The following is a 24,071-nucleotide window of genomic DNA, read 5'->3' as shown; positions in this document are numbered from 1 at the left end:
TATGAAGATCCCTTTTCTGGGCAGCCGGCGCAAGGAACCCGGGGCGCACGACGCCGAGGGCATCGCGGAACTCCTCGCCGAGTGCGAGCTGCTGCGCCGCCAAGCGGCCCGGTCCGGAGTCCAACTCGACGACACCGCCGACTCGTTGGAGGCCCTCGACCAGCTGGTGCCGCGCTGGCGGGACGACGCCGAGGTGCTGGAGTGGCTCGGCAACGACGCCGGGCTCTATCTCGGGACGGTGATCGTGCGGACCGTGCCGGGCGCCGTGTGGGGGATCCGCGCCGACGACCAGCCCGTGATCCGGCTGGCCTCCGGCCGGGAGTTCGACGTCGTGGCCGACGGTCATGAGTGGGCGGCGAGCGGAGTGCCCGAACTCTCCCAGCTGTACGCCGAGGTGGCGGAGGCGTAGAGCGGTCGGCGCGCACATAAACGGGGCGTAAATACGGCTAATGCCCGAAAAGTGCGTGTCGTGCGCTCTCTCCGGGCTTGCCTGGATAGTTTGCGGCAATCGCGACACAGCTGAGAGTGGGTAGGGCTGGGCATGGCCGTCGATCCGTTGATCGAGCTGCGTGACGTCAACAAGTACTACGGGGAGCTGCATGTCCTGCAGGACATCAACCTCACCGTCGGCAAGGGGGAGGTGGTCGTGGTCATCGGCCCGTCGGGGTCGGGGAAGTCGACACTGTGCAGGACCATCAACCGGCTGGAGACCATCCAGTCCGGCGAGATCCAGCTGGAGGGGCAGCCGCTGCCGGAGGAGGGCAAGGGCCTCGCCAGGCTCCGTGCCGAGGTCGGCATGGTCTTCCAGTCCTTCAACCTCTTCGCCCACAAGACGGTTCTTCAGAACATCTCGCTGGCCCAGGTAAAGGTCCGCAGACGGAAGAAGGACGAGGCCGACCAGCGCTCGCGGCAACTCCTGGACCGGGTCGGCCTCGCTGACCAGGCCGACAAATACCCGGCGCAGCTCTCCGGCGGCCAGCAGCAGCGCGTGGCCATCGCCCGCGCCCTCGCCATGGAACCCAAGGCCCTGCTCTTCGACGAGCCGACCTCGGCCCTCGACCCGGAGATGATCAACGAGGTCCTCGAGGTCATGCGGCAACTCGCCCACGACGGCATGACCATGGTCGTCGTCACTCATGAGATGGGCTTCGCCCGCGCCTCCGCCAACCGCGTCGTCTTCATGTCCGACGGCCGCATCATCGAGGACCGTGCCCCCGACGCCTTCTTCACCCACCCCGAGACCGACCGCGCCAAGGACTTCCTCTCCAAGATCCTCAAGCACTGACCAGGGAGCGCAGCGCCTCGCACCTCGACTACGCTGTGCCGTTCATCGCCGATGACGGCGATCTCGCTGCTGCCGGGTGGCGTTCCCCCCGGTCCCCCCACGGTCCCGAGGTCGTAGGGGGTGGCAGCTCACAAAAGCCATACCCGCCCGGCGCGTAGGCCGGAGATCACTGCTCGCGCAGCGGGATCGACACGTACGACGGGTCGGTCGCCGGTGAGGAGAAGGTCAGCTGCGCGCCGGACGGGTTGTGCTCGATGTAGAGCGGGTCGACCGTGTCGACGACCAGCGCCAGACGGTGCCCCGCCGGGACGTCGTAGGCCGTGGAGTACAGCTCCAGGTCGAGGCCGAACGACGTGCCGGGCGTGCGTCCGTGAAAGGTGTACGGCGCGTGGGAGACCAGCTTGCCGAGGCCGAGCGGCCCCACGTCGTAGAGGTAGGCGACGAGGGTGCCGCTCTCCTTCGTCGGGGTGACCGTCGTGTGCAACTCGGCAGTGCCGCGCACCTGTTGGGCCGTCGTGTACTTCTCCGACTGCCACACGGCCGCCCAGCGCCTCGGAAGCAGGGGGATCGAGGCGACCGGGGGGAGTTGGGTGACCTGGTCGAGGATGCTGGAGAGGAAGACGACTCCGCCGTCGGCCCCGGAGTCGACGTTCGTGTGGATCGTGGTCGTGCCGGACAGGGCGAGCCTCCTCGTCGTCGCGCCGACCGACTTCCAGTCCGGGTAGCCCTCGTAGCCGCCGGTGGAACGGGACTTGAGCTGGACCGGCTGCTCCTTGTCGATGCCGTTCGCCGAACCCTTGAGGTAGCGGTCGAACCAGCGCTCGGTGTCCGTCCACACGTCGTTGGGCAGCCCGAACAGGCCCGTCAGCTCGGCGGTCGCGTGGTCGCCGGGGCGGAACTCCAGTCTCTTGGGGCCGGTCAGCTTCTCGTAGAAGTCCGCGTACTGGTTGGGCGGGAAGATCGAGTCGCCCCAGGCGTTGGCCATCATGACCGCCGCGCCGTTCTTGTTCAGCTGATCCACATATGTGGCGGCCGAACGTTTCTTCCCCCAGTTGAGCATGTCCTGTTCCTTGGACAGGTTGGAGGCGTAGAAGTTGTCGAAGATCTCCCGGAGTTCGGCGCTCTGCCGGCCCGTGACAACACTCGCGCCGTCCAGCAGCCCGGCCGCCTGGACGTGTTGCGTACGGCCCGAGTAGATCGAGTCGATCAGATCGGCCCAGCCGCTGAGCGCGGCGACCGCCTTGACCCGCTGGTCGTGGGCGGCGGCGAGCAGGCTGATGCCGGCGCCGTAGGAGACGCCGCCCATGCCGATGTGCGCCGCGTCGGCGGGGGTGTTGGCGAGCGCCCAGTCGATGACCTTGGAGGCGTCGGCTATGTCGGGCGGGCCCGCGACTTCTATCCGTCCGCCCGACTGCCAGAAGCCGCGTACGTTGTAACTGACCACGATGTAGCCGGAGTTCGCGAGCTTCTGCGCCTGCGCCAGATACTCGACCTGGGGCAGGCCCCAGCTCGTGGGGAACACGATCAGCGGATAGCGCCGCGAACCGTCCGCGCCGGCCGGCGTGATGACGTTCGCCTTGAGGACGGTGCCGCCGTCACCGGTGATGTCGACGAACCGCACGCCGCCGGTCGAGGCCTGGGCGGCCGGGGCGAACCCGAGGGCGCTACCGGCGATCAGAGTCGCGGAGACGGCGCCCACGGCGGTCGTGCGCAGGGCCTTGCGATGGTGTCCCACGGGTCACTCCTCACTCGTGTCAGTGCAAAGTGACCAGACGGTAACCTCGGCCGTTTACCCGAGGTAACCCGTCGGTAAGTTACGTGCCAGTAACGATTGTTGTCATGTGAATGAATTCAGGAGGCGCGGTGCGAGTTACGGGGAGCCGCAGGGGTGGGCAGCGGGGTCTGGGCCGCCCGGGTCACGTCCGCGACCAGTTCGGCGACATCGGGGCCGTACGCCTGTGAGTTGACCACCTTCAGCAGCAGCACGAACGAGTTGTTGCCGTGCTTGCGGGCCAGGCGTTCGTGGTTGCGGGCCAGATAGCGGGTGGCGGCCTGGTTGGTGATGGCGGTCTGGCCGCAGAACAGGAACACCGGCCGGCTCTGGCCCGGCTGTCCGGCCGTGAGCCGGGCCAGCAGCACGTGTTCGCTCTGCCCCTTCTCCATCCGGTAGCGCTCGCTGCCGATCTGGAAGGCCAGCCGGTCCGGCCCCGGCTCCGGATCGAGGTTCACCCGCACCCCGGGCAACATGGCGTGCATATGGGCCGCCATACGGCGGTTGGAACCGGGCCCGCCCACGCAGAACTCCGTCCGTTCCCCGAAGCCCTGCCGCGCCGCGTCCTGGGTGATCACATCGGCGTGCGCGCCGCAGTCCTTGATGAGCGCGGAGAGTTCGAGGAGCGCGAAGACGTCGTAGCGGTGCACCGCGAGGTCGGGGCTGGCCGCGTCCCGGTTGACGACGAGCAGCGACTCCGAGTTGTCGGGCAGCCCGAAGAAGGCCTGCTTGCGCCGGAGTTTCCGCTTCCACAGATAGGTGCGGGCCAGCCAGCCGAGCGCGGCACTGATGCCGGCGGCCAGTACGCCCAGGACGATGTTGCGCACGTCGTCATTCATGGGCGCGCATGCTAGCGGGCCCGGATGGCTGGTACGTACCCGTGTTCGATGTGTGGCGATCTCATGACAGCTGCCCTGAATGGGGCTGTCGAGCCCCCGGTGTTGTGGTTACGCTGCGCGGACGGTCCTGGCCTGGAGGTGCGCATGCGTCGCCCTGTCGCGCGGAAACTGTCGGTCCTGGCGGTCTCGGCCGCCGTGGTGTCAGTAGGGGCCGCGGCACCGCCGACGGCCGCGACCACACCACCGAAGGTGCCCGTCGCCGTCGGCTACGGCGGCGCCGTCGCCAGCGTCGACGCGGACGCCTCCGCGGCCGGCATCGAGGTGCTGAGAAAGGGCGGCAACGCCGTCGACGCCGCCGTCGCCACGGCCGCCGCGCTCGGCGTCACCGAGCCCTACTCCTCCGGCATCGGCGGGGGCGGCTACTTCGTCTACTACGACGCCAAGTCCCGTACGGTGCACACCATCGACGGCCGCGAGACCGCCCCGCTCACCGCCGGCTCCGATCTCTTCGTGGAGAACGGCCAGCCCCTCGCCTTCGCCGACGCGGTGACCAGCGGCCTGAGCGTCGGCACTCCCGGTACCCCCGCCACCTGGGCGACGGCGCTCGACGAGTGGGGCAGCAGATCGCTCGGCAGCGTGTTGAAGCCCGCCGAGAAGATTGCCCGCGACGGCTTCACCGTCGACGACACCTTCCGCGCGCAGACCGCCCTCAACGAGACCCGCTTCCGCTACTTCCCTGACACGGCGAAGCTGTTCCTGCCGAACGGCGCCCTCCCGGTCGTCGGCGCCACCTTCAAGAACCCCGATCTCGCCCGCACCTACGCCGAGTTGGGCAAAAAGGGTGTCGGCGCGATCTACCACGGCGACCTCGGCGACGACATCCTCGACACCGTGAACGACCCGCCCGTGGACCCCGCTTCGGGCTGGAACGCCCGCCCTGGCGACCTGTCGGAGAAGGACCTCGCCGCGTACGAGGCCAAGCTCCAGAAGCCGACCAGGACCTCCTACCGCGGGCTCGGCGTCTACTCCATCGCGCCCTCCTCCTCCGGCGGCACCACGGTCGGTGAGGCCCTCAACATCCTGGAGAACACCGACCTCTCCAAGGCGAGCGAGGTGCAGTACCTGCACCGCTACATCGAGGCCAGCAGGATCGCGTTCGCGGACCGCGGGCGCTGGGTCGGCGACCCCGCCTTCGAGGACGTACCCACGAAGGGGCTGCTCTCGCAGCGGTACGCCGATGAGCGGGCCGCGCTCACCAAGGACGACGCGGTGCTCACGAGCCCGGTGGCGCCCGGGGATCCGCGTAACCCCGGCTCCTCGGGGACGGCGGCGCCGACGACGTACGAAGGCGAGAACACCACGCATCTGACGGTGGCGGACAAGTGGGGGAACGTCGTCTCCTACACCCTCACCATCGAGCAGACCGGCGGCAGCGGGATCACCGTTCCCGGGCGTGGGTTCATCCTCAACAACGAGCTGACCGACTTCTCCTTCGCTCCCGCCAACCCGGCTGTGCACGACCCGAACCTGCCGGGGCCGGGGAAGCGGCCGCGGTCGTCGATTTCGCCGACGATCGTGCTCGACAAGCACAACAAGCCCGTGGTGGCGCTGGGTTCACCGGGTGGTGCGACGATCATCACCACCGTGTTGCAGACGCTGACGCAGTTCCTGGACCAGCGGATGCCGCTGGTCGACGCCATCGCGGCGCCCCGGGCGAGTCAGCGGAACCAGACGACCACCGAACTCGAACCGGCCCTCTACAACAGCGACCTGAGGACACAGTTGGAGGCGCTCGGGCACGGCTTCCGGTTGAACGCCGAGATCGGGGCGGCTACCGGTGTACAGCGGCTGCCGGACGGCAGGTGGCTCGCCGCCGCCGAGAAGGTACGACGCGGCGGCGGCTCGGCGATGGTGGTGCATCCGGCGTCATAGCTCCGGGGTGGGCAGCTCGCCCTCCGTACGGAACGCGAGCTGCTCGCCCTCCACGTCCACCTTGACCCTGCCACCCTCCTTCACCCTGCCGTCCAGCAGCAGCCTCGACAGCTGGTTGTCGACCTCTCGCTGGATCGTGCGGCGCAGCGGACGCGCGCCGTACTCCGGCTGGTAGCCGCGGCGGGAGAGCCAGTCGACCGCCGGCTCGGTGAAGGTGACCGTGATGCCCTGGGCGTGCAGCATGCGGCGGGTGCGGTCCAGGAGGAGGTTGGTGATCTGGCGGAGTTGCTCCTCCGTGAGCTGGCGGAAGACGACGATCTCGTCGATGCGGTTGAGGAACTCGGGGCGGAAGTGCTCGCGCAGCGGGCGCAGGATCTGTTCGCGGCGTGCCTCCTCGTCGGCCTCCGCGCCGCCCGCGCCGAAGCCGATGCCGGCGCCGCGGCGGGTGATCGCCTCCGAGCCGAGGTTGCTGGTCATCACCACGACCGTGTTGGTGAAGTCGACCGTGCGGCCCTGGGAGTCGGTGAGGCGGCCGTCGTCGAGGACCTGGAGCAGGATGTTGAAGACGTCCGGGTGGGCCTTCTCCACCTCGTCCAGCAGGAGCAGGGAGTATGGGTGCCTGCGGACCACCTCGGTCAGCTGGCCCGCCTCCTCGTGGCCCACGTATCCGGGCGGGGCGCCGACCAGACGGCTGACGGTGTGGCGTTCCTGGTACTCGCTCATGTCGAGCCGGACCATGCGCTCCTCGCTGCCGAACAGGGCTTCCGCGAGGGCGCGGGCCAGTTCGGTCTTGCCGACGCCGGTCGGGCCGAGGAACAGGAAGCTGCCGATCGGGCGGTCGGGGCTGGCGAGTCCCGCACGGGAGCGCAGTACCGCGTCGGCGACGACCCGTACCGCCTCCTGTTGGCCCACGACCCGCTCGTGCAGGTGCTCCTCCAGGCCGAGCAGCTTGTCCTTCTCCTCCTGGGTGAGACTGGCGACCGGGATGCCCGTCTGCCGGGAGACCACCTCGGCGATCGCCTCCGCCGTCACCTCCAGATGCTGGCCCTCGTCGGCCTCCCCGCCACCGGACGCCTCGGCGATCCGCTGCTTCAACTCGGTGATCCGGTCGCGCAGTTGCATGGCCTGCTCGTACTGCTCGTCGGCGACGGCCTGGTCCTTCTCCCGGACGAGCTGCTCCACCTCGCGCTCCAGGGCGCGTACGTCCGTGCCCTTGGTGCGGGCGCGGAGGCGTACGCGGGCGCCCGCCTGGTCGATCAGGTCGATCGCCTTGTCGGGCAGTCGGCGGTCGGTGAGATAGCGGTCGGACAGCTCGACGGCCGCGGTCAGCGCCTCGTCGGTGTAGCGGACCTGGTGGTGCGCCTCGTAGCGGTCGCGCAGCCCGCGCAGGATCTCCAGGGCGTCCGCGACGGAGGGTTCGGGGACGAGGATGGGCTGGAAGCGGCGGGCCAGTGCCGCGTCCTTCTCGATGCGGCGGAACTCCTCCAGCGTGGTCGCGCCGACAATGTGCAACTCGCCGCGCGCGAGGGCGGGCTTGAGGATGTTGCCGGCGTCCATGGAGGCGGCCTCGCCGCCCCCGCCCGCGCCGACCACGGTGTGCAGTTCGTCGATGAACACGATCAACTGGTCGGAGTGGGACCGGATTTCGGAGACGATGGCGGTGAGCCGTTCCTCGAAGTCGCCCCGGTAGCGGGTGCCCGCGACCACGCCGGTCAGGTCGAGGGCGACGACCCGCCGTCCGGTGAGCACGTCCGGCACGTCCCCGTCGGCGATCCGCTGGGCGAGTCCCTCCACGATGGCGGTCTTGCCGACCCCCGCGTCACCGATGAGGACCGGGTTGTTCTTGCCGCGCCGGGAGAGCACCTCGATGGTCTGCTCGATCTCCTCGTCCCGCCCGATGACCGGGTCGATACCGCCCCGGCGGGCCAGGTCCGTGAGATCGCGGCTGTACTTGTCGAGGGTCGGGGTGCCGGTGTCGCGCTGCGCGTCGGTGCGGGCCGTCCCGGCGTCGGGCGCGGCCTCGGGCGGCAGGCCGGTCGGCGCGAAGTGGGCCGAGTTGAGGATGTGGCCCGCCGCCGAGTCGGGGTTGGCGGCGAGCGCACTCAGGACATGCTCGGGGCCGATGTGACCGGCGCCGCGCGAGCGGGCCAGGTCGTGCGCGTCCAGCAGGGCGCGCTTGGCGGCCGGGGTCAGGGAGAGCGAGGTCGGCGGCGGGGCCTCGCCGGGCGGGTGCAGCACCGGGCCCGACCGCTCGTCGATCTCCGTCGCCAGTTCGTCGGGGTCCGCGCCGGCCCGGCTGAGCAGACTCCGGGTCGGCTCGGCGGAGAGCGCCGCCCGCAGCAGATGCTGGGTGTCCAGATCCCGGCTGCCGTGCTCGGCGGCGTACTGGGCGGCGCCCCGGACCAACTCCCGGGCGGGCTGGCTCAGAAGCTGGCCGATGTTGATCTGCCGGGGGCCGGGGCGGGGCCCGCCGAAGAAACGGGCGAGGAACTCACCGAAGGGGTCGTAGCCTTCCGGTCCGCTGAAGCCGCTGGTCATGGCCGTTCCCATCCGGCGTCCCTGCGGGGCCCGGGACGCCCTCGCTGATCGACGTGCCGGAGTCGGGTAACCCGGGCCGCGGCCCGCTACACCTGTGACCACTCCTTCGCCAGGCGACCCACCAGCGCGGCGGGCCAGATGTACTCGACCTCGCCCACCACGAGGTCGGGCGCCAGCCGCAGCGGGCGCTCGGCCGTGCGCAGGCCGCCTTCACGCTCGTAGAACACGATCGCACGATCGTTGCCCCGCAGCACCTCCAGGACGACGTCCCGGCCCGGGCGCGTGCCGGCCGCCCAGGTGAGGCCGGCGCGCAGGAGGCGGCGGCCGAGGCCGGTGCCCACGCGGTCCGGGCGGACATGCAGGTTGTCGACGTGCACGCGGCCGTCGGCGGTGGTCCGGAGGTAGACGAACCCGCACAGCTCGCCGTCCTCCTCGGCGGTCAGCAGCAGCTGGTCCGCGGTGAGGGCGGCCGTCCGCGCCCGCCACTTCTCCCGCTGCTCCTCGGCCAGCGAACCATTGAGATACGCGGCGGGCAGGAGCGGGGCGTAGGCGCTGCGCCAGCTCGCCGTGTGCAGGGCGGCGATCCGGTCGGCGTCGGCGGGGGTGCCCGCGGCGATGCGCATACCGGCGTCAGTCGGCGCGTGCGGTGAGGACGCGCGGGCCCGCGTCCGTGATCGCCACCGTGTGCTCGGCGTGTGCCGCGCGCGAACCGTCGTTCGTGCGCAGGGTCCAGCCGTCGAGGTCGGCGTGGTAGCCGTCGGTGCCGCCGCCGATCACCATGGGCTCGATCGCCAGGACCATGCCGTGCCGCAGTTTCATGCCGCGGCCGGGGCGGCCCTCGTTCGGCACGCCCGGGTCCTCGTGCATACGGCGGCCGATGCCGTGCCCGCCGAAGCCGTCCGGGATGCCGTAACCGGCCGACCGGCACACCGTGCCGATCGCGTGCGCGATGTCGCCGATGCGGTTGCCGACGACGGCCGCCGCGATCCCTGCGTCCAGGGCCCGCTCCGCCGCCTCGATCAGGCGCAGGTCCGCCTCGCGCGGGGTGCCGACCGTGAAGCTGAGCGCCGAGTCGCCGACCCAGCCGCCGAGTTCGGCGCCGAAGTCCATCGAGACGAGGTCGCCGTCGCGCAGCCGGTAGCGGGTCGGGACGCCGTGCACGATCGCGTCGTTCACGGAGGCGCACAGGACGGCCGGGAACGGGGTCGGCGCGAAGGAGGGCCGGTAGCCGAGGAACGGCGAGGTCGCGCCCGCCTCCCGGAGCACCTCATGGGCCACCTCGTCCAGCTCCAGCAGGGAAACGCCCACGTCGGCGGCCTTGCGCACGGCCGTGAGAGCCCGCCCGACGACCTGCCCCGCCTCGTACATGGCGTCGATCGATGTGTCTGTCTTCAGCTCCACCATGCCAATTACTATACCGGTATTAGAATGGGGGCATGGTACGCACCCCACTGACCCCCGAAGAGCGCGAACGCGGCGAACGGCTCGGCCGGCTGCTGCGCGAGGCGCGCGGCGGCCGCAGCATGGCCGACGTCGCGGCGAGCGCCGGCCTGTCGGCCGAGACCCTCCGGAAGATCGAGACCGGCCGGGCCCCCACACCGGCGTTCTTCACCGTGGCGGCACTGGCGCGGGCGCTCGGGCTGTCGATGGACGAGATCGTGGAGAGGTGCGCCCTGGCGCCCGTGTGACCTTGTCGCACGGCGCGTTCCGCCAGGTGCGGCGCACTCTGCGGCCAGTCCGAAAACTCCCCGTAGCGCATTCGTAACACGGCTCGTGTTGTCTTACGGACCGGAGTGCTCCGGTCTGGCGGGAGTTGAGCGATGGCAGTGGATCAACTCCCGGGTCAGATAAGGGAGTTCGTGTACCACCTGGACGGCCTGCTGGCTCGCCTGGATCACAGTGGCGGCTGGTGCGCGGTGTTCTGGCAGCGCGACCCCGAGGGCATGCAGGCCTGCCTCGAAGGGCGTGAAGTGCCGCCCTGGGACGTGGTGGAGGCGCTCCTCCAGGACCTCGCCACCGAGTACGGTCCCGCCGTCGCCGCCCCCGAGGCCGAACGGGCCCGCGTCCTGCACGCCGAGGCCCTCGCCGCCTACGACGCCCGGCCCGGCGCCCGTGACGCCCTCGGCGATCGTCTCGACGTCATGCTCCGCGAGCAGCGCTACGCCGCCGAACGCCAGGCGGAACTGGGCCACTTGCTCGCCGGCGCCACGACCCAGGACGCCGCCGACGCGATCCGCCTCGACCTCGCCTGGGCCCGCGACGACCATGAACGCGCGACCGCCCGCTGCGCCGAACTCCGCGCCCGCATGGCCGACTTGGACCGCCGTTCGGCCGGCGGCCAGGCCCAGGCGATCCGGCGGGGCGGGCAGACGGCGGCGGGTGGGGTCTTTCCTGTCGGAGGCGAGAGCGCGGCGGGGTGGGGTGCCGCGCAGGAGTGGGAGGCGCGGTCCGGCACCGGTGGTGTCGACGCTGCGACCGGGCCCCAGGGTGTCGCCGACCGGCAGCGCCGACAGCCCCATGACCGGCCGGCCGACCCGCCCCAGGCCGGCGCCGCCGCCCTGTCCGCTCCCCAGGATTACCCGGCCGGCCCCGGTGACGTTCGAGGCCCCGGCAGGCCCGAAGAGCCCCAGCCCGGCGGCCACGGCAACGGCCCCGCAAGCGCCGCCGCCCCCACCCCCAAGCAGCGCAAACGGCGCCGAGGCAGCGCCCGCTTCGCCGGCATCGTCGAGGAGGACGTCGCGCCCCTCGCCGTACCGCCCGCCGCAACGCCGACGCTGCCCACCCCGGCCGCCACCGGACGCCGTACCCCGCGAGGAGCCCGGTTCGCCGGGGCCTCCGCCGAACCGCTGGAGGCGGCGCGGGCGCAGGCCGAGCCGCTGGACGGCGGGGCCCGGCGGGAGGTGGCGCAGGCCGTCGAGCAGCTCGTACGGCTGCGGAGCGAGGGCCGCAGCGGGGAAGCGCACGCCCTGCTGGTCGACGCCGCGTACTGGCCCGCCGCCCGGTTCCCGCTGCTCGCCGCCGAGCTCCAGCGCGCCGGGCTCGGCGCCGACTGGGCGACCCTGCTGTGGGAGGCCGCCTCGCTGCCCGCGGAGCGTCTCGTCGCCGCGGCGGACGCGCTCGTGGCCGCGGGGCGCGGCACGGACGGGGAGCAGGTGCTGCGGCAGGGCGTCGTACGGCCCGCCGAGGAGGTCGGCCAGGCCGTGCTCGGGCTCGTCCACGAAGGGCGCCGCCGCGAGGTGCGCGCGCTGCTCGACGCGTACGTCCGTGTCCGCACCCCGGAAGAGGCCGCCCGCAGCGCCGCTCCGGGGCCGCAGACCCTCGTACCGCTGCTGCTGGAGGCGGCTCAGGGCGTCTCGGAGGAACGCCACTGGGACCTCGTGCACGCACTCCGCGTCGCCGGTTTCACCACCTGAGAGCCCCCGCCCGACCCGCGTCCGCTCACCCACGTGAGTGTGAAACGTGATCGACTCAGCGGGTTAACGACGATGGTCTTGGCAAGGCTGCTGGAGAGGCTTACTTTCGACCCTCTACGGCCTTCATCTACGGGCGTAGAGGCTCTGAGGTCCCGTCGAAGGAGCAGCTCATGGCCAACGTCGTTCGTGCCGCACTGGTCCAGGCCACCTGGACCGGCGACACCGAGTCCATGGTGGCGAAGCACGAGGAGCACGCCCGCGAGGCGGCCCGCCAGGGTGCGAGGATCATCGGCTTCCAGGAAGTGTTCAACGCCCCCTATTTCTGCCAGGTCCAGGAACCGGAGCACTACCGGTGGGCCGAGCCGGTGCCCGACGGACCGACCGTGCGGCGGATGCAGGAGCTCGCCCGCGAGACCGGCATGGTGATCGTCGTGCCGGTCTTCGAGGTCGAGCAGTCCGGCTTCTACTACAACACCGCCGCCGTGATCGACGCCGACGGCACCTTCCTCGGCAAGTACCGCAAGCACCACATCCCGCAGGTGAAGGGCTTCTGGGAGAAGTACTACTTCAAGCCGGGCAACGTGGGCTGGCCGGTCTTCGACACAGCCGTGGGAAAGGTCGGCGTATACATCTGCTACGACCGCCACTTCCCGGAGGGCTGGCGCCAACTCGGCCTCAACGGCGCCCAGCTCGTCTACAACCCCTCCGCCACCCACCGGGGCCTCTCCAGCTACCTCTGGCGCCTTGAGCAGCCGGCCGCCGCCGTCGCCAACGAGTACTTCGTCGCCGCGATCAACCGCGTCGGCGTCGAGGAGTACGGCGACAACGACTTCTACGGCACGTCGTACTTCGTCGACCCGCGCGGCCAGTTCGTCGGGGACACGGCCAGCGACAAGACCGAGGAACTCGTCGTCCGCGACCTCGACTTCGACCTCATCGAAGAGGTACGGCAGCAGTGGGCCTTCTACCGGGACCGCAGGCCCGACGCCTACGAGGGGCTGGTGCAGCCGTGAGCAACCTGTTCGCACGCCATCGTTCCGTCCTCCCCGACTGGCTCGCCCTCTACTACGAGAACCCGCTGGAGATCACGCACGGCGAGGGCCGGTACGTGTGGGACGCCGAGGGCAACAAGTACCTCGACTTCTTCGGCGGCATCCTCACCACGATGACCGCGCACGCGCTGCCGGAGGTCACCAAGGCGGTGAGCGAACAGGCCGGGCGGATCATCCACTCGTCCACCCTGTACCTCAACCGGCCCATGGTCGAACTCGCCGAGCGTATCGCCCAGTTGTCCGGCATCCCGGACGCCCGCGTCTTCTTCACCACCTCCGGTACCGAGGCCAACGACACCGCGCTGCTGCTCGCGACGACGTACCGCCGCAGCAACACGATCCTCGCGATGCGCAACAGCTACCACGGCCGCTCCTTCAGCGCCGTCGGCATCACCGGCAACCGCGGCTGGTCCCCGACCTCGCTCTCCCCGCTCCAGACGCTGTACGTCCATGGCGGCGTCCGCACCCGCGGCCCCTACGCGTCCTTGAGCGACGACGACTTCATCGCGGCCTGCGTCGAGGACCTCAAGGATCTCCTCGGCCACACCCGCCCGCCGGCCGCCCTAATCGCCGAGCCGATCCAGGGCGTCGGCGGCTTCACCTCCCCGCCGGACGGGCTCTACGCCGCCTTCCGCGAGGTGCTCGGCGAGCGCGGCATCCTGTGGATCGCCGACGAGGTGCAGACCGGCTGGGGCCGCACCGGCGACAACTTCTGGGGCTGGCAGGCCCACGGGCAGCACGGCCCGCCCGACCTCCTCACCTTCGCCAAGGGCATCGGCAACGGCATGTCCATCGGCGGAGTCGTCGCCCGCGCCGAGATCATGAACTGCCTGGACGCCAACAGCATCTCGACGTTCGGCGGCACCCAGATCACCATGGCGGCCGGCCTCGCCAACTTGTCGTACCTGCTGGAACACGACCTTCAGGGCAACGCGCGGCGGGTCGGCGGACTCCTCGTCGAACGGCTCCGGGCCGTCGCCGCCCAGGTGCCCGGCGTACGCGAGGTCCGTGGGCGCGGACTGATGCTCGGCGTCGAGCTGGTGAAACCCGGCACCGACCAGGCCGACCCGGACGCGGCGGGCGCCGTGCTGGAGGCGTGCCGCGCGGGCGGGCTGCTCATCGGCAAGGGCGGCGGCCACAACACCAGCGCCCTGAGGGTCGCCCCACCGCTGTCCCTCACCGTCGCGGAGGCCGAGGAGGGCGCCGCGATCCTCGAGCACGCTCTGCGGAGCCTTCAGTAGCAGCACGCAGCAAGGGAAGTACGCCATGACCACCGCCTTGGACCACCTGGAACCGGCCCTGTCCGTCCGCCAGGTCCTCACCCTGGAACGGGTCCTCGCCGGGGAGCCCGAGGTGGTGGCCGGCGCGGCCCAGCTCGACCGGGCCGTGCGCTGGGTGCATGTCGCCGAGGCCGCCGATGTCGGCGTCATGCTCACCGGCGGCGAGATGGTCCTCACCACCGGGGTGCTGCTGGCCGGGGACGAGGGCGCGCAGGCCGAGTACATCCAGTCCCTGCACCGCGCCGAGGCCGCCGCCGTGGTCCTCGGACTCGGCCGTGCCTTTCCGGCCCCGCCGGACGTGATGCGCCGGGCCGCCGAGCGGTGCGGGCTGCCCATGGTCGTCCTCCACCGGCCCTTCCCCTTCGCCGAGTTGACCGAGGAGGTGCAGTCCCGGCTGGTCCGGCGGAAGTTCGCGGCCGTGAGCCTCTCCGAGGCCGTCCGCACCTCCCTCACCGGCCTCATCACCGCGGGCGCCCCGCTGCAACGGCTCCTCGACGACATCGCCCAGCACAGCGCCTGCCCGGTCGTCGTCACCAATCTCGCCCATCGCGTCCTCGCCACCGCGGGGGAGCGGCCGGCCGTGGACGACGTGCTGCGCGACTGGGAGCGCATCGCCCGGCAGGCGGGCGGCACCGAGGGCGACGGCTGGATCCGCGCCGAACTGGGCGGGCGCGGCGAACGCTGGGGGCAGATCCTGCTCTGCGGCTACCGCGGGGACACCGCGAGCGGACGGCTGCTGGCCGAACGGGCCGCCGAGGCCCTCGTCCTGCACCGCATGCTCGGCGGCACCTCCGCCCACACCTGGGAGGAGCAGTCCGCGCAGAGCCTGCTCACCGACCTCGTCAGCGGGGTCGTACCGGCACGGCAGCTGCTGCCGCGGGCGCGGGCCGCCGGACTGCCCGTCAACCGGCGGACGTTCGTGCCCCTGGTCGTGCGGGACGGTGATCCGGCCGAACTCGACCGGGTGCTGCGCTTGTTGGGGCTGCCCGGGCTCGTCGCCGAACTCGCCGACGGGGTCACCGCCGTGCTGCTGAGCCTGGCCCGGGACCAGGACGCCGCGGTCCTGACGGCGAACTTCGCGGCCCGGCTGACGCAGACCGTCGTGGCGGCCGCCGACCCCCGTACTGCCTGGGACGACGTCCCCGCCGGGATGCGCGAGGCCCAGCACGTCGCCGACGCCGTCGCCTCCGGGGCGCTCGACCTTCCGGTCGTCGTACGCCTCAAGGACGTTCATCTGCGCGGCCTGATAAGGCTGTTGCGCGACGACCCGCATGTGCAGTCCTTCGCCGAGCGGGAGTTGGACGGGCTGCTGTGCGACTCGGGACCGGGGGAGGGGTTGCTCGCCGTCCTGCGGACCTATCTCGCCACCGGCCGCAACAAGTCCCGCACGGCCCAGCTCCACCATGTCTCGCGCCCAGCGCTGTACCGGCGCCTCGAAGCGATACAGACCCGGCTCGGCGTCGACCTCGATGACTTCGAACAGGCCGCCTCGGTGCACATCGCGCTCCTCGCGCATGACGCGCAACAGAGCTGAAACATGCCATGACCTGGGAAAACGGCGGTGAAACATGGGATCGCGCAGGGGTGACACCGTGACACGCCGCACGCCCGCAGACGTGACACGCTGCAACTCAAAGCCGGTTTTCGGACTTCCTAGTCTTCTCGCACGCCGAGTGACCGGAGGTCCCGATGAGCAGAGTGATCCGTGCCGCCCTCTTCCAGACCGCGTGGACGGGCGACAAGGAATCGATGATCCAGGTACACGAGCAGGCGGCCCGCGACGCGGCCGCGCAGGGTGCTCAGGTCCTGTGCTTCCAGGAACTGTTCTACGGGCCCTACTTCTGCCAGGTCCAGGACAAGGCGTTCTACGAGTACGCCGAGCAGATCCCCGACGGACCGATCGTCAAGCGGTTCCAGGCGCTGGCCAAGGAGCTGGGCATCGTCCTGATCCTGCCGATGTACGAGGAGGAGCAGCCCGGCGTCCTCTACAACACGGCCGCGGTGATCGACGCCGACGGTTCGTACCTCGGCAAGTACCGCAAGCACCACATTCCCCAAGTCCCCGGATTCTGGGAGAAGTTCTACTTCCGTCCCGGCAACCTGGGATGGCCGATCTTCGACACGAAGGTCGGGAAGATCGGCGTCTACATCTGCTACGACCGCCACTTCCCGGAGGGCTGGCGGGCGTTGGGCCTCGCGGGTGCCGAGATCGTCTTCAACCCGTCGGCCACCTCGCGCGGACTCTCCGCCTACCTCTGGCAGTTGGAGCAGCCGGCCGCGGCCGTCGCCAACGAGTACTTCGTCGGCGCGATCAACCGGGTGGGCGTCGAGGAGCTGGGCGACAACGACTTCTACGGGACGACCTACTTCGTCGACCCGGAGGCCCAGTTCGTCGGCGAGGTCGCCTCCGACAAGGAGACCGAACTCGTCGTCCGCGACCTGGACCTGGCCAAGCTGCGCGAGGTCCGCGACCGCTGGCAGTTCTACCGCGACCGCCGTCCGGACGCCTACCCGCCGCTGACCGCGCCCTGACCGAATCCACCTGACCGAACCCACCTGACCGAACCCACCCTGACCGACCCCACCACCCTGGCAGGAGAGGGACCATGAGCAGCCGTACCGTCATCCGCGGTGGCCTCGTCATCACCGCGTCCGACGAGATCCACGCCGACGTGCTGATCGAGGACGGCCGCATCGCCGCCCTCGCCGCCTCGGGCACGTCCGCCGCCGAAGCGTTCACCGGCGACCGGACCCTCGACGCCACCGGGAAGTACGTCATCCCGGGTGGCGTCGACGCCCACACCCACATGGAGCTGCCGTTCGGCGGCACCTTCGCCTCCGACACCTTCGAGACCGGCACCCGCGCCGCCGCCTGGGGCGGTACGACCACGATCGTCGACTTCGCCGTGCAGAGCGTCGGCCACTCCCTGCGCGAGGGCCTCGACGCCTGGCACGCCAAGGCGGAGGGCAACTGCGCGATCGACTACGCCTTCCACATGATCGTCTCCGATGTGAACCAGGAGACGCTCAAGGAGATGGACCTGCTGGTCGAGGAGGGGGTGACGAGTTTCAAGCAGTTCATGGCCTACCCGGGCGTCTTCTACTCCGACGACGGCCAGATCCTGCGCGCCATGCAGCGCTCCGCCGAGAACGGCGGCCTGATCATGATGCACGCAGAGAACGGCATCGCGATCGACGTGCTCGTGGAGCAGGCGCTGGCCCGCGGCGAGACCGACCCCCGCTACCACGGCGAGGTGCGCAAGGCCCTGCTGGAGGCGGAGGCCACCCACCGCGCCATCAAGCTCGCCCAGGTCGCCGGCGCACCCCTGTACGTCGTGCACGTCTCGGCGATGGAGGCGGTGGCCGAGCTGGCGCGCGCCCGCGACGAGGGGCTCAACGTCTTCGGCGAGACCTGCCCGCAGTATCTGTTCCTGTCGACCGACAACCTCGCCGAGCCGGACTTCGAGGGCTCGAAGTACGTGTGCTCGACCCCCCTGCGCCCCAAGGAACACCAGGCCAAGCTCTGGCAGGGCCTCAGGACCAACGACCTCCAGGTCGTCTCCACCGACCACTGCCCCTTCTGCTTCGTCGGCCAGAAGGAGCTGGGCCGCGGCGACTTCTCGAAGATCCCCAACGGTCTCCCCGGTGTCGAGAACCGCATGGACCTGCTCCACCAGGCCGTCGTCGACGGGCACATCACGCGCCGCCGCTGGATCGAGATCGCCTGCGCCACCCCGGCCCGGATGTTCGGCATGTACCCGAAGAAGGGCACCATCGCCCCCGGCGCCGACGCGGACGTCGTCATCTACGACCCGCACGCGGAGCAGATCGTCTCCGCCGAGACGCACCACATGAACGTCGACTACTCGGCGTACGAGGGCAAGCGCCTCACCGGCCGGGTCGGGACGGTGCTCTCGCGCGGCGAACTCGTCATCACCGAGCGGGAGTACACCGGGCGCGCGGGCCACGGCGTCTACACCCCCCGTTCCACCTGTCAGTACCTCAACTAGGAGTGGCGCCCATGGACTTCGGACTCGTCCTGCAGACCGACCCGCCGGCCTCGAAGGTCATCAGCCTGATGAAGCGCGCCGAGCGCAACGGCTTCACCTACGGCTGGACCTTCGACTCCGCCGTGCTGTGGCAGGAACCGTTCGTGATCTACAGTCAGATCCTTGCCAACACCACGAAGTTGACGGTCGGACCCATGGTCACCAACCCGGGCACCCGCACCTGGGAGGTCACCGCCTCCACCTTCGCCACCCTCAACGACATGTTCGGCAACCGCACCGTCTGCGGCATCGGCCGCGGCGACTCCGCGATGCGCGTCGCGGGCCGCACCCCGAACACCCTGGCCCGCATCAGCGAGGCGATGAAGGTCATCCGCGCCCTCGGCTCCGGCCAGGAGGCCGACCTCGGCGGCACGGTCATCAGGTTCCCGTGGATCAAGGAGGACGCCGAACTCCCCGTATGGATGGCGGCGTACGGCCCGAAGGCGCTGAAGATGACGGGGGAGGAGGCCGACGGGTTCATCCTCCAGCTCGCCGATCTGTATCTGACCGAGTACATGGTCAAGGCGGTGAAGGACGCTGCGGTCGCGGCCGGCCGTGACCCCGCCGAGGTGAAGATCTGCGTCGCCGCCCCCGCCTATGTCACCGAGGACGACTCGCCCGAGGCGCTCGCCCACGCGCGCGAGCAGTGCCGCTGGTTCGGCGGGATGGTCGGCAACCATGTGGCCGACCTCGTCTCGAAGTACGGCGAGCACTCCGCTCAAGTGCCGGAGGAGCTCACCGATTACATCAAGGCCCGTCAGGGGTACGACTATTCGCACCACGGGCGTGCCGACAATCCCGACACCGCCTTCGTGCCCGACGAGATCGTGGACCGGTTCTGCCTCATCGGCCCGGTCGAGAGGCACATCGAGAAGCTGAACGCCCTTCGCGAGCTGGGTGTCGACCAGTTCGCCGTCTACGACATGCACGACGCGCAGGAGTCGACCATCGACGCCTACGGCACGAAGGTCATTCCCGCCGTCAACGCCTGAACCCTCACCGCTCCGCCCCCCCCACACCTTGACACCCCCTTCCCACCGTCCTGGGAAGGGGGCCCAAGGCCCCCGCACGGCCTCTCCCGTCCCGCTCAACGATTGGCCTGCCCATGACCGACACAGTCCCCCCGGGGTCGCCGATATCGAAGTCCGCCGACACCGGCGGCCGTATCGAACTCAGCCCCGAGGCCTTTCCCGCCGACAGTCCCTTCGCCAACGACGACCTGCGTCCCGTGCCGGTCTCCGAACGCAAGTGGACGACGTACAACTTCGCCGCCCTGTGGATCTCCATGGCCCACTGCATCCCCAGCTGGACCCTGGCCTCCGGCCTGGTCGCGCTCGGGATGGACTGGAAGCAGGCCGTCTTCACCATCGCCCTGGCCAACATCATCGTGCTGCTGCCGATGCTGGCCACCGGGCACGCCGGACCCAAGTACGGCATCCCCTTCCCGGTGCTGGCCCGCGCCTCCTTCGGGCTGCGCGGCGCCAACATCCCGGCGCTGATCCGGGCGGCCGTGGCCTGTGGCTGGTTCGGCATCCAGACCTGGATCGGCGGCAGCGGAATCTTCGCGCTGGGCTCCAAACTCACCGGCGGGCACTGGGAGAACGCGGGGAAGATCGCCGGGAACCCGTGGCCGCTGTGGCTGTGCTTCCTGCTCTTCTGGGCGCTGCAGATCGCGATCATCTACCGCGGCATGGACTTCCTGCGGCACTTCGAGAACTGGGCCGCGCCCTTCGTCATCGTCGGCGCGATCGTGCTGCTGGTGTGGATCGCGGTCAAGGCGGACGGTTTCGGCGCGCTGCTCGACCAGCCCTCCAAGCTCGGCTGGGGCCCCGACTTCTGGCCGGTCTTCTTCCCGTCGCTGATGGGCATGATCGGTTTCTGGGCGACCCTGTCGCTGAACATCCCCGACTTCACCCGCTTCGGCGCCAGCCAGAAGGCGCAGACCTGGGGACAGGCTCTCGGGCTGCCCACGACCATGACGCTCTTCGCGGTCCTCGCGGTGCTGGTCACCTCCGGCTCCGAGGTCGTCTACGGCGAGGCGATCTGGGACCCGGTCACCCTCGCCGCCAAGGCGGACAACGCCTTCGGGCTGCTCTTCGCGCTGATCATCGTGCTGGTCGCCACCATCTCGGTGAACATCGCGGCGAACGTCGTCTCACCGGCGTACGACCTCGCCAACCTCGCCCCGAAACTCATCAACTTCCGTACGGGCGCGCTGATCACGGGGGTCGTCGGCATCCTGATCTTCCCGTGGAAGCTGATCTCGACGCCCGAGTTCTACATCTTCACCTGGCTCGGCGTGGTCGGCGGCCTGCTCGGCACGGTCGCGGGCATTCTCATCGCCGACTACTGGATCGTGCGCCGTACGGTCCTGCACTTGGCGGACCTGTACACGCCCGGTGGGCGCTACTGGTACTCCAACGGCTGGAACTGGCGGGCGATCCTCGCCTTCGTCGTCGGCGGGTTGCTCGCGGTCGGCGGCTCGTACTCGGGCGTCGGCGCCGACGGGTCCAAGACGGGGCCCTTCCCGACGGACGGACTGATCCCGTTCCTCAAGCCCCTCGCGGACTACGGCTGGGCGGTGGGCCTGGGAGCGTCGCTGGCGCTGTACGTCGCGCTGATGCTGCCGTTGGGGAGGGAGCAGGAGAGCGTGTGACGGTCATGCGGCTGGAGGGCGGCCGGTGTCACCGGCCGCCCTCCAGTGCTGCCACCGCGTCCTTGGCGGCCTTGATGGCGCCCTTGTTGATGAGGTCCGTGTCGGGCGCCTTCTTCGACTCGAAGTCGCTGCCGTTGTACGTGATGACCACCAGGGCGTTGGACGCCTGGACGATCACCACGCCCTCGCGCGTCTGCTGCTTGTCCTCCGTGGTGAGGTTCACGACGGAGTAGCCCTGGTCCCCGAGGCCCGGAACATCCCCTCCGCCGCTCTTCTCCTCGATGCGCTGCTTGTACGTCTTCTGCGCCGATTCGTCCGAGTCCGTGATCTCGAAGGACACGTCGAGCCAGCGGTAGTCGTAGCCCTTGAGCGCGTTCCAGGAGCAGGTGCGGCGGAGTTTCGTGTCCGTGGACGGAATCTCCTTGCCGGCCGTCTTGGCGCCCGGAACCAGCGACTTGATGTTCTTCACGGTGACGCTGCCGCAGGGCGCGGGGGAGGAGGTGTACGTCTTCGAGGCCGCCGCGGTCGAGGGCGCCGACGCGGACTTGGTGCCGCCACCGCCCTTCGACGCGGCCTCGTGGTCGCCGGTCGGAGCGGGGCCGGACGACAGCGTCCAGCCCGCGGCGGCGAGCACGACGACCGGGGACAGGCGCGCGGTCAGGGCGAGCGGCAGAGGAAGGGAACGCACAGGCGCACTTCTCGTGGGGGATGGGTGCGGAGAGGGTCCGCACAGCGGACGGGGGACGGCGCGGGGGTGTCGGTGCGGAGGGTGTCCGCACTGTGGACGGGACGCCAGTGTCACACGAGTCCCTGTGGGGCGGTAGTGCCAACTCGCTCCGTGCATGTGCGGTGACGGAGGCCCGTGGTTGACGCGCCGAGTGCCCTGTTATGTCCCCTCGTCAGCTCCGTACGGCGCGGTGAGTGAAGGCCGATTCGATCCGGTCGACCGCGAGGAACGCGCCGTAGGAGACGAGCCGCACCAGATCGCCGTCGGTGCGCTGCGGGCCGCGCCACGCCGTCACGTCCTCGTCCGTGATGCGGTACGGCGCGAGCGCGGCCAGCAGCACGAGCCTGACCCCTGGCTGCTCGTCCCGGCCGGGGATGCCGGGGAGGCCGAGCGGAAGGTGGTCCCCGTCCCAGTCCTGGAGCACCTCCTCCACGAGGTCCTGGTCGTCGACGTCGAGGAGGTCGGCGCCGACCATGGCCGCCCTGAGCAGCGCCGCGTACGCGTCACCGACGGCCGTGCCGCCCGCCCACGCGGGGGCCTCACCGGCGTCCGGGCGGTCCAGCAGCGCGAGGCTCTCCCCGGGCGCGGCGGCCCGGCGCACGGTCCGCGCGAGGGTACGGCCCGCGACGCTGCGCACCGCGCGGAACCGCTGGAGGTTGCACGGCAGCATCTTCTCGGTGAGCAGGGCCGACACGACGCGGTTGATGAAGTGGAAGGCGAGCGCGGTGCCGAGATAGCCCGGGGCGTCCACGCGCGGGAAGGGGAGCGGCCCGTCGCCGAGTGCCGCGCCCGGCACCCGGGTACGCCGGCCCCAGGCCAGCACACGCGCGTGCTCCTCGTCGTGCGGCTCGTGTCCTTGGGCGATGCGCTCGGCCACGGCGTGGTCGCCGGTGGCGTGCAGCAGCACGGTGTGCGCGTCCACGCAGAACGGGCACTTGTTGGCGAGCGACACCCCGAGCGCGGCGAGCTCCTTGCCGGTCCGGACGCCGGGGCCGGCGATCAGGGACTCGCGCATCAACGCCCAGGTGGCGGCGAGGAGTTCCGGTACGGCGGAGAGCACCACGAAGGTGGCCGGCTCGTCGATGCCGAAGTCGTGGGACAGCTGTCGGTAGACCTCGGCGGTGCGTCCGGTGGCCGCCTTGGGCGGCAGGGGCTCGGTGTAGCGGAAGGAAGTGGACATGGGTGTCAGGGTGCGCCGGTCGAGCGGTCCCGGTCGTCGTACGGCGGAAGGGAGTTGTGCCTGCGCCGCCGGGGCGGGAGGGGGCGGGGGAGTACTACGCCGGGAGTAGCCGCGGAGTTGTCCACAGGGCTGACGCGGGGGTCGGTACGGCGGTCTAGTGTGCGGACATGAGCGGGATCCAGGGCGGGACGGCTGCCGGTACGGCGGACGAGGCGGGGGCGGCCGCGGAGGCGGGGACGGGGGTGCGAGTGACCGCGCGTGAGCGGCTCGTTGACGTCGTCCTCGCGGTTTTCGTCGGCGTGCTCGTCGTGGGCACGGCGGCCTTCGACACGGACACGACCATCGCCGACTACGCCCTGATCGGCGTCGCGTCGGCCGTGCTGGCGCTGTACCGCACGGCGCCCAGGGCGGTGCTGGCCGTGGCGACGGCGAGCGGTGCCGCGTACGTCCTGCATGCCCAACCGGGACCGCCCGCCGCCCTCCCCGTGATCGCCGCGAGCCACGTGGCGGCCCGCGTGGGGCACCGCGCGTGGGCGGCCGTGGCGGGCGGGCTGTTCCTGGTGGCGTATCTCGCGACCGGCCCGACGACCCGGCAGATCGTCGAGCAGGCCGCGCTGCTCATGGGCTGGTTCCTGTGCGCGGTGGTGACGGGTCTCGCCGACCGCAACTGGCAGGCGTACCTGCGCCAGACGGAACAGCGCGCCCTGGAGGCGGAACGCACCCGGGAGGAGGTCGCGCTGCGCCGGGCGGGCGAGGAACGGCTGCGCATAGCGAGGGAGTTGCACGACTCCCTGACCCACAGCATCTCGATCGTCAAGCTCCAGGCGGGCGTGGCGGTGCACCTGGCCCGCAAGCGGGGCGAGGAGGTGCCGGACGCCCTCCTGGCCATCCAGGAGGCGAGCGGCGAGGCGATGCGCGAACTCCGGGCCACGCTGGACGTACTGCGCACCGACGAGCCCACGGGTACGCCGGCGCTGCTGGTGGAGCGGGCGCGGGCGGCGGGCCTCGCGGTGGAGCTGACGGTGGCGGGCGAGGAACAGCCGCTGGCGGCGACGGTCGACCGGGCCGTGTACCGCATCGTCCAGGAGGCCCTGACGAACGCGGCACGGCACGCGGGGCCGGCGAAGGTGGGGGTGCGGCTGGCGTACGGCGAGGGATGCGTGACGGTGACGGTGGAGGACGACGGCAACGCCGACCCGAGCCGCCCGGTCACGCCCGGCATCGGTCTGCGCGGCATGAGTGAACGCGTGACGGCACTGGGCGGCACGTTGCTCGCCGCCCCGCGCGCGGAGGGCGGCTTCCGCGTGCGGGCCGAGCTGCCGGTGGAGGTGGCCGCGTGATCGGGGTGC

Annotated in this window: 20 protein-coding genes; 13 read left to right on the top strand and 7 right to left on the bottom strand. The window is 70.8% G+C overall.

From position 1 onward, the window contains the following. Nucleotide 1 precedes the first annotated feature (1 nt). Nucleotides 2–409: a DUF6278 family protein gene (locus tag OG885_RS08925; RefSeq protein WP_405728661.1), complete on the top strand. Its 408-nt coding sequence runs from the start codon at nucleotides 2–4 to the stop codon at nucleotides 407–409. A 132-nt stretch (nucleotides 410–541) separates the two neighbouring features. Further along, nucleotides 542–1,285 carry an amino acid ABC transporter ATP-binding protein gene (locus OG885_RS08920; RefSeq protein ID WP_405728658.1) on the top strand — a complete coding sequence of 248 codons (744 nt, stop codon included), beginning with the start codon at nucleotides 542–544 and terminating at the stop codon, nucleotides 1,283–1,285. A 166-nt stretch (nucleotides 1,286–1,451) separates the two neighbouring features. On the opposite strand, the gene OG885_RS08915 is transcribed toward OG885_RS08920, so the two are convergent. Continuing rightward, nucleotides 1,452–3,020 carry a CocE/NonD family hydrolase gene (locus tag OG885_RS08915; protein WP_405728655.1) on the bottom strand — a complete coding sequence of 523 codons (1,569 nt, stop codon included), beginning with the start codon at nucleotides 3,018–3,020 and terminating at the stop codon, nucleotides 1,452–1,454. Nucleotides 3,021–3,136: 116 nt separating this feature from the next. Continuing rightward, nucleotides 3,137–3,895, bottom strand: a complete 759-nt coding sequence (locus OG885_RS08910) for a hypothetical protein (protein ID WP_405728652.1) — start codon at nucleotides 3,893–3,895, stop codon at nucleotides 3,137–3,139. A 144-nt stretch (nucleotides 3,896–4,039) separates the two neighbouring features. On the opposite strand from OG885_RS08910, the gene ggt reads away from it, so the two are divergent. Beyond that, nucleotides 4,040–5,827 carry a gamma-glutamyltransferase gene (gene ggt, locus OG885_RS08905; protein ID WP_405728649.1) on the top strand — a complete coding sequence of 596 codons (1,788 nt, stop codon included), beginning with the start codon at nucleotides 4,040–4,042 and terminating at the stop codon, nucleotides 5,825–5,827. Here the strand turns inward: ggt and OG885_RS08900 are convergent. The 3 genes from OG885_RS08900 to map all read right to left on the bottom strand — a co-directional run bounded on the left by OG885_RS08900 (nucleotide 5,822) and on the right by map (nucleotide 9,769). Then, a complete protein-coding gene (locus OG885_RS08900; protein WP_405728646.1) occupies nucleotides 5,822–8,365 on the bottom strand; it encodes an ATP-dependent Clp protease ATP-binding subunit in 2,544 nt (847 codons plus the stop codon). The two genes, ggt and OG885_RS08900, sit on opposite strands and share 6 nt — an antisense overlap. An 86-nt stretch (nucleotides 8,366–8,451) precedes the next feature. After that, nucleotides 8,452–8,988 carry a GNAT family N-acetyltransferase gene (locus OG885_RS08895; protein WP_405728643.1) on the bottom strand — a complete coding sequence of 179 codons (537 nt, stop codon included), beginning with the start codon at nucleotides 8,986–8,988 and terminating at the stop codon, nucleotides 8,452–8,454. Between the two features lie 7 nt (nucleotides 8,989–8,995). Then, a complete protein-coding gene (gene map, locus OG885_RS08890; RefSeq protein ID WP_405728640.1) occupies nucleotides 8,996–9,769 on the bottom strand; it encodes a type I methionyl aminopeptidase in 774 nt (257 codons plus the stop codon). Nucleotides 9,770–9,801: 32 nt separating this feature from the next. Between map and OG885_RS08885 the strand changes: the two genes are divergently transcribed. The 9 genes from OG885_RS08885 to OG885_RS08845 all read left to right on the top strand — a co-directional run bounded on the left by OG885_RS08885 (nucleotide 9,802) and on the right by OG885_RS08845 (nucleotide 20,815). Further along, nucleotides 9,802–10,053 (top strand): helix-turn-helix domain-containing protein, encoded by a 252-nt coding sequence (locus tag OG885_RS08885; protein ID WP_399951511.1) that lies wholly within the window; start codon nucleotides 9,802–9,804, stop codon nucleotides 10,051–10,053. Between the two features lie 132 nt (nucleotides 10,054–10,185). Further along, nucleotides 10,186–11,778: a hypothetical protein gene (locus tag OG885_RS08880; RefSeq protein WP_405728636.1), complete on the top strand. Its 1,593-nt coding sequence runs from the start codon at nucleotides 10,186–10,188 to the stop codon at nucleotides 11,776–11,778. Nucleotides 11,779–11,948: 170 nt separating this feature from the next. Next, complete coding sequence (locus tag OG885_RS08875) at nucleotides 11,949–12,791, top strand: nitrilase-related carbon-nitrogen hydrolase (protein WP_405728633.1); 843 nt, start codon at nucleotides 11,949–11,951, stop codon at nucleotides 12,789–12,791. Next, nucleotides 12,788–14,071 (top strand): aspartate aminotransferase family protein, encoded by a 1,284-nt coding sequence (locus OG885_RS08870; RefSeq protein WP_405728630.1) that lies wholly within the window; start codon nucleotides 12,788–12,790, stop codon nucleotides 14,069–14,071. The genes OG885_RS08875 and OG885_RS08870 overlap by 4 nt, the downstream gene beginning before the upstream one ends. A gap of 25 nt (nucleotides 14,072–14,096) precedes the next feature. Beyond that, nucleotides 14,097–15,644, top strand: coding sequence for a PucR family transcriptional regulator (locus tag OG885_RS08865; RefSeq protein ID WP_405728627.1), 1,548 nt, complete (start codon nucleotides 14,097–14,099; stop codon nucleotides 15,642–15,644). Between the two features lie 155 nt (nucleotides 15,645–15,799). Then, nucleotides 15,800–16,642: a nitrilase-related carbon-nitrogen hydrolase gene (locus OG885_RS08860; protein ID WP_059195362.1), complete on the top strand. Its 843-nt coding sequence runs from the start codon at nucleotides 15,800–15,802 to the stop codon at nucleotides 16,640–16,642. 74 nt (nucleotides 16,643–16,716) lie between these two features. Next, complete coding sequence (hydA, locus tag OG885_RS08855) at nucleotides 16,717–18,120, top strand: dihydropyrimidinase (protein ID WP_405728622.1); 1,404 nt, start codon at nucleotides 16,717–16,719, stop codon at nucleotides 18,118–18,120. An 11-nt stretch (nucleotides 18,121–18,131) separates the two neighbouring features. Next, complete coding sequence (locus tag OG885_RS08850) at nucleotides 18,132–19,151, top strand: TIGR03842 family LLM class F420-dependent oxidoreductase (RefSeq protein ID WP_405728619.1); 1,020 nt, start codon at nucleotides 18,132–18,134, stop codon at nucleotides 19,149–19,151. Nucleotides 19,152–19,264: 113 nt separating this feature from the next. Then, a complete protein-coding gene (locus OG885_RS08845) occupies nucleotides 19,265–20,815 on the top strand; it encodes an NCS1 family nucleobase:cation symporter-1 (RefSeq protein ID WP_405728616.1) in 1,551 nt (516 codons plus the stop codon). 28 nt (nucleotides 20,816–20,843) lie between these two features. Here the strand turns inward: OG885_RS08845 and OG885_RS08840 are convergent, their stop codons facing one another. Together OG885_RS08840 and OG885_RS08835 are read right to left on the bottom strand one after the other, a co-directional pair. After that, nucleotides 20,844–21,503 carry a hypothetical protein gene (locus OG885_RS08840; protein WP_405728613.1) on the bottom strand — a complete coding sequence of 220 codons (660 nt, stop codon included), beginning with the start codon at nucleotides 21,501–21,503 and terminating at the stop codon, nucleotides 20,844–20,846. Nucleotides 21,504–21,714: 211 nt separating this feature from the next. After that, nucleotides 21,715–22,722, bottom strand: coding sequence for a carboxymuconolactone decarboxylase family protein (locus tag OG885_RS08835; RefSeq protein ID WP_405728610.1), 1,008 nt, complete (start codon nucleotides 22,720–22,722; stop codon nucleotides 21,715–21,717). Between the two features lie 167 nt (nucleotides 22,723–22,889). Here OG885_RS08835 and OG885_RS08830 point away from each other — a divergent pair, with 167 nt between their 5' ends. Beyond that, nucleotides 22,890–24,062 carry a sensor histidine kinase gene (locus OG885_RS08830; protein ID WP_405728607.1) on the top strand — a complete coding sequence of 391 codons (1,173 nt, stop codon included), beginning with the start codon at nucleotides 22,890–22,892 and terminating at the stop codon, nucleotides 24,060–24,062. Nucleotides 24,063–24,071 lie beyond the last annotated feature (9 nt).

Origin of the sequence: Streptomyces sp. NBC_00028 (assembly GCF_045041065.1) — a bacterium.
Lineage (GTDB): Bacteria > Actinomycetota > Actinomycetes > Streptomycetales > Streptomycetaceae > Streptomyces.
Note: the sequence above shows the minus strand (reverse complement) of the source record. Positions and strands in the feature narration are given on the sequence as shown.

Coding starts and splice junctions, on each gene's coding strand:
- OG885_RS08925 (WP_405728661.1), top strand. CDS start 2: ATGAAGATCCCTTTTCTGGGCAGCCGGCGCAAGGAACCCGGGGCGCAC.
- OG885_RS08920 (WP_405728658.1), top strand. CDS start 542: ATGGCCGTCGATCCGTTGATCGAGCTGCGTGACGTCAACAAGTACTAC.
- OG885_RS08910 (WP_405728652.1), bottom strand. CDS start 3,895: ATGAATGACGACGTGCGCAACATCGTCCTGGGCGTACTGGCCGCCGGC.
- ggt (WP_405728649.1), top strand. CDS start 4,040: ATGCGTCGCCCTGTCGCGCGGAAACTGTCGGTCCTGGCGGTCTCGGCC.
- OG885_RS08900 (WP_405728646.1), bottom strand. CDS start 8,365: ATGACCAGCGGCTTCAGCGGACCGGAAGGCTACGACCCCTTCGGTGAG.
- OG885_RS08895 (WP_405728643.1), bottom strand. CDS start 8,988: ATGCGCATCGCCGCGGGCACCCCCGCCGACGCCGACCGGATCGCCGCC.
- map (WP_405728640.1), bottom strand. CDS start 9,769: ATGGTGGAGCTGAAGACAGACACATCGATCGACGCCATGTACGAGGCG.
- OG885_RS08885 (WP_399951511.1), top strand. CDS start 9,802: ATGGTACGCACCCCACTGACCCCCGAAGAGCGCGAACGCGGCGAACGG.
- OG885_RS08880 (WP_405728636.1), top strand. CDS start 10,186: ATGGCAGTGGATCAACTCCCGGGTCAGATAAGGGAGTTCGTGTACCAC.
- OG885_RS08875 (WP_405728633.1), top strand. CDS start 11,949: ATGGCCAACGTCGTTCGTGCCGCACTGGTCCAGGCCACCTGGACCGGC.
- OG885_RS08865 (WP_405728627.1), top strand. CDS start 14,097: ATGACCACCGCCTTGGACCACCTGGAACCGGCCCTGTCCGTCCGCCAG.
- OG885_RS08860 (WP_059195362.1), top strand. CDS start 15,800: ATGAGCAGAGTGATCCGTGCCGCCCTCTTCCAGACCGCGTGGACGGGC.
- hydA (WP_405728622.1), top strand. CDS start 16,717: ATGAGCAGCCGTACCGTCATCCGCGGTGGCCTCGTCATCACCGCGTCC.
- OG885_RS08850 (WP_405728619.1), top strand. CDS start 18,132: ATGGACTTCGGACTCGTCCTGCAGACCGACCCGCCGGCCTCGAAGGTC.
- OG885_RS08845 (WP_405728616.1), top strand. CDS start 19,265: ATGACCGACACAGTCCCCCCGGGGTCGCCGATATCGAAGTCCGCCGAC.
- OG885_RS08835 (WP_405728610.1), bottom strand. CDS start 22,722: ATGTCCACTTCCTTCCGCTACACCGAGCCCCTGCCGCCCAAGGCGGCC.
- OG885_RS08830 (WP_405728607.1), top strand. CDS start 22,890: ATGAGCGGGATCCAGGGCGGGACGGCTGCCGGTACGGCGGACGAGGCG.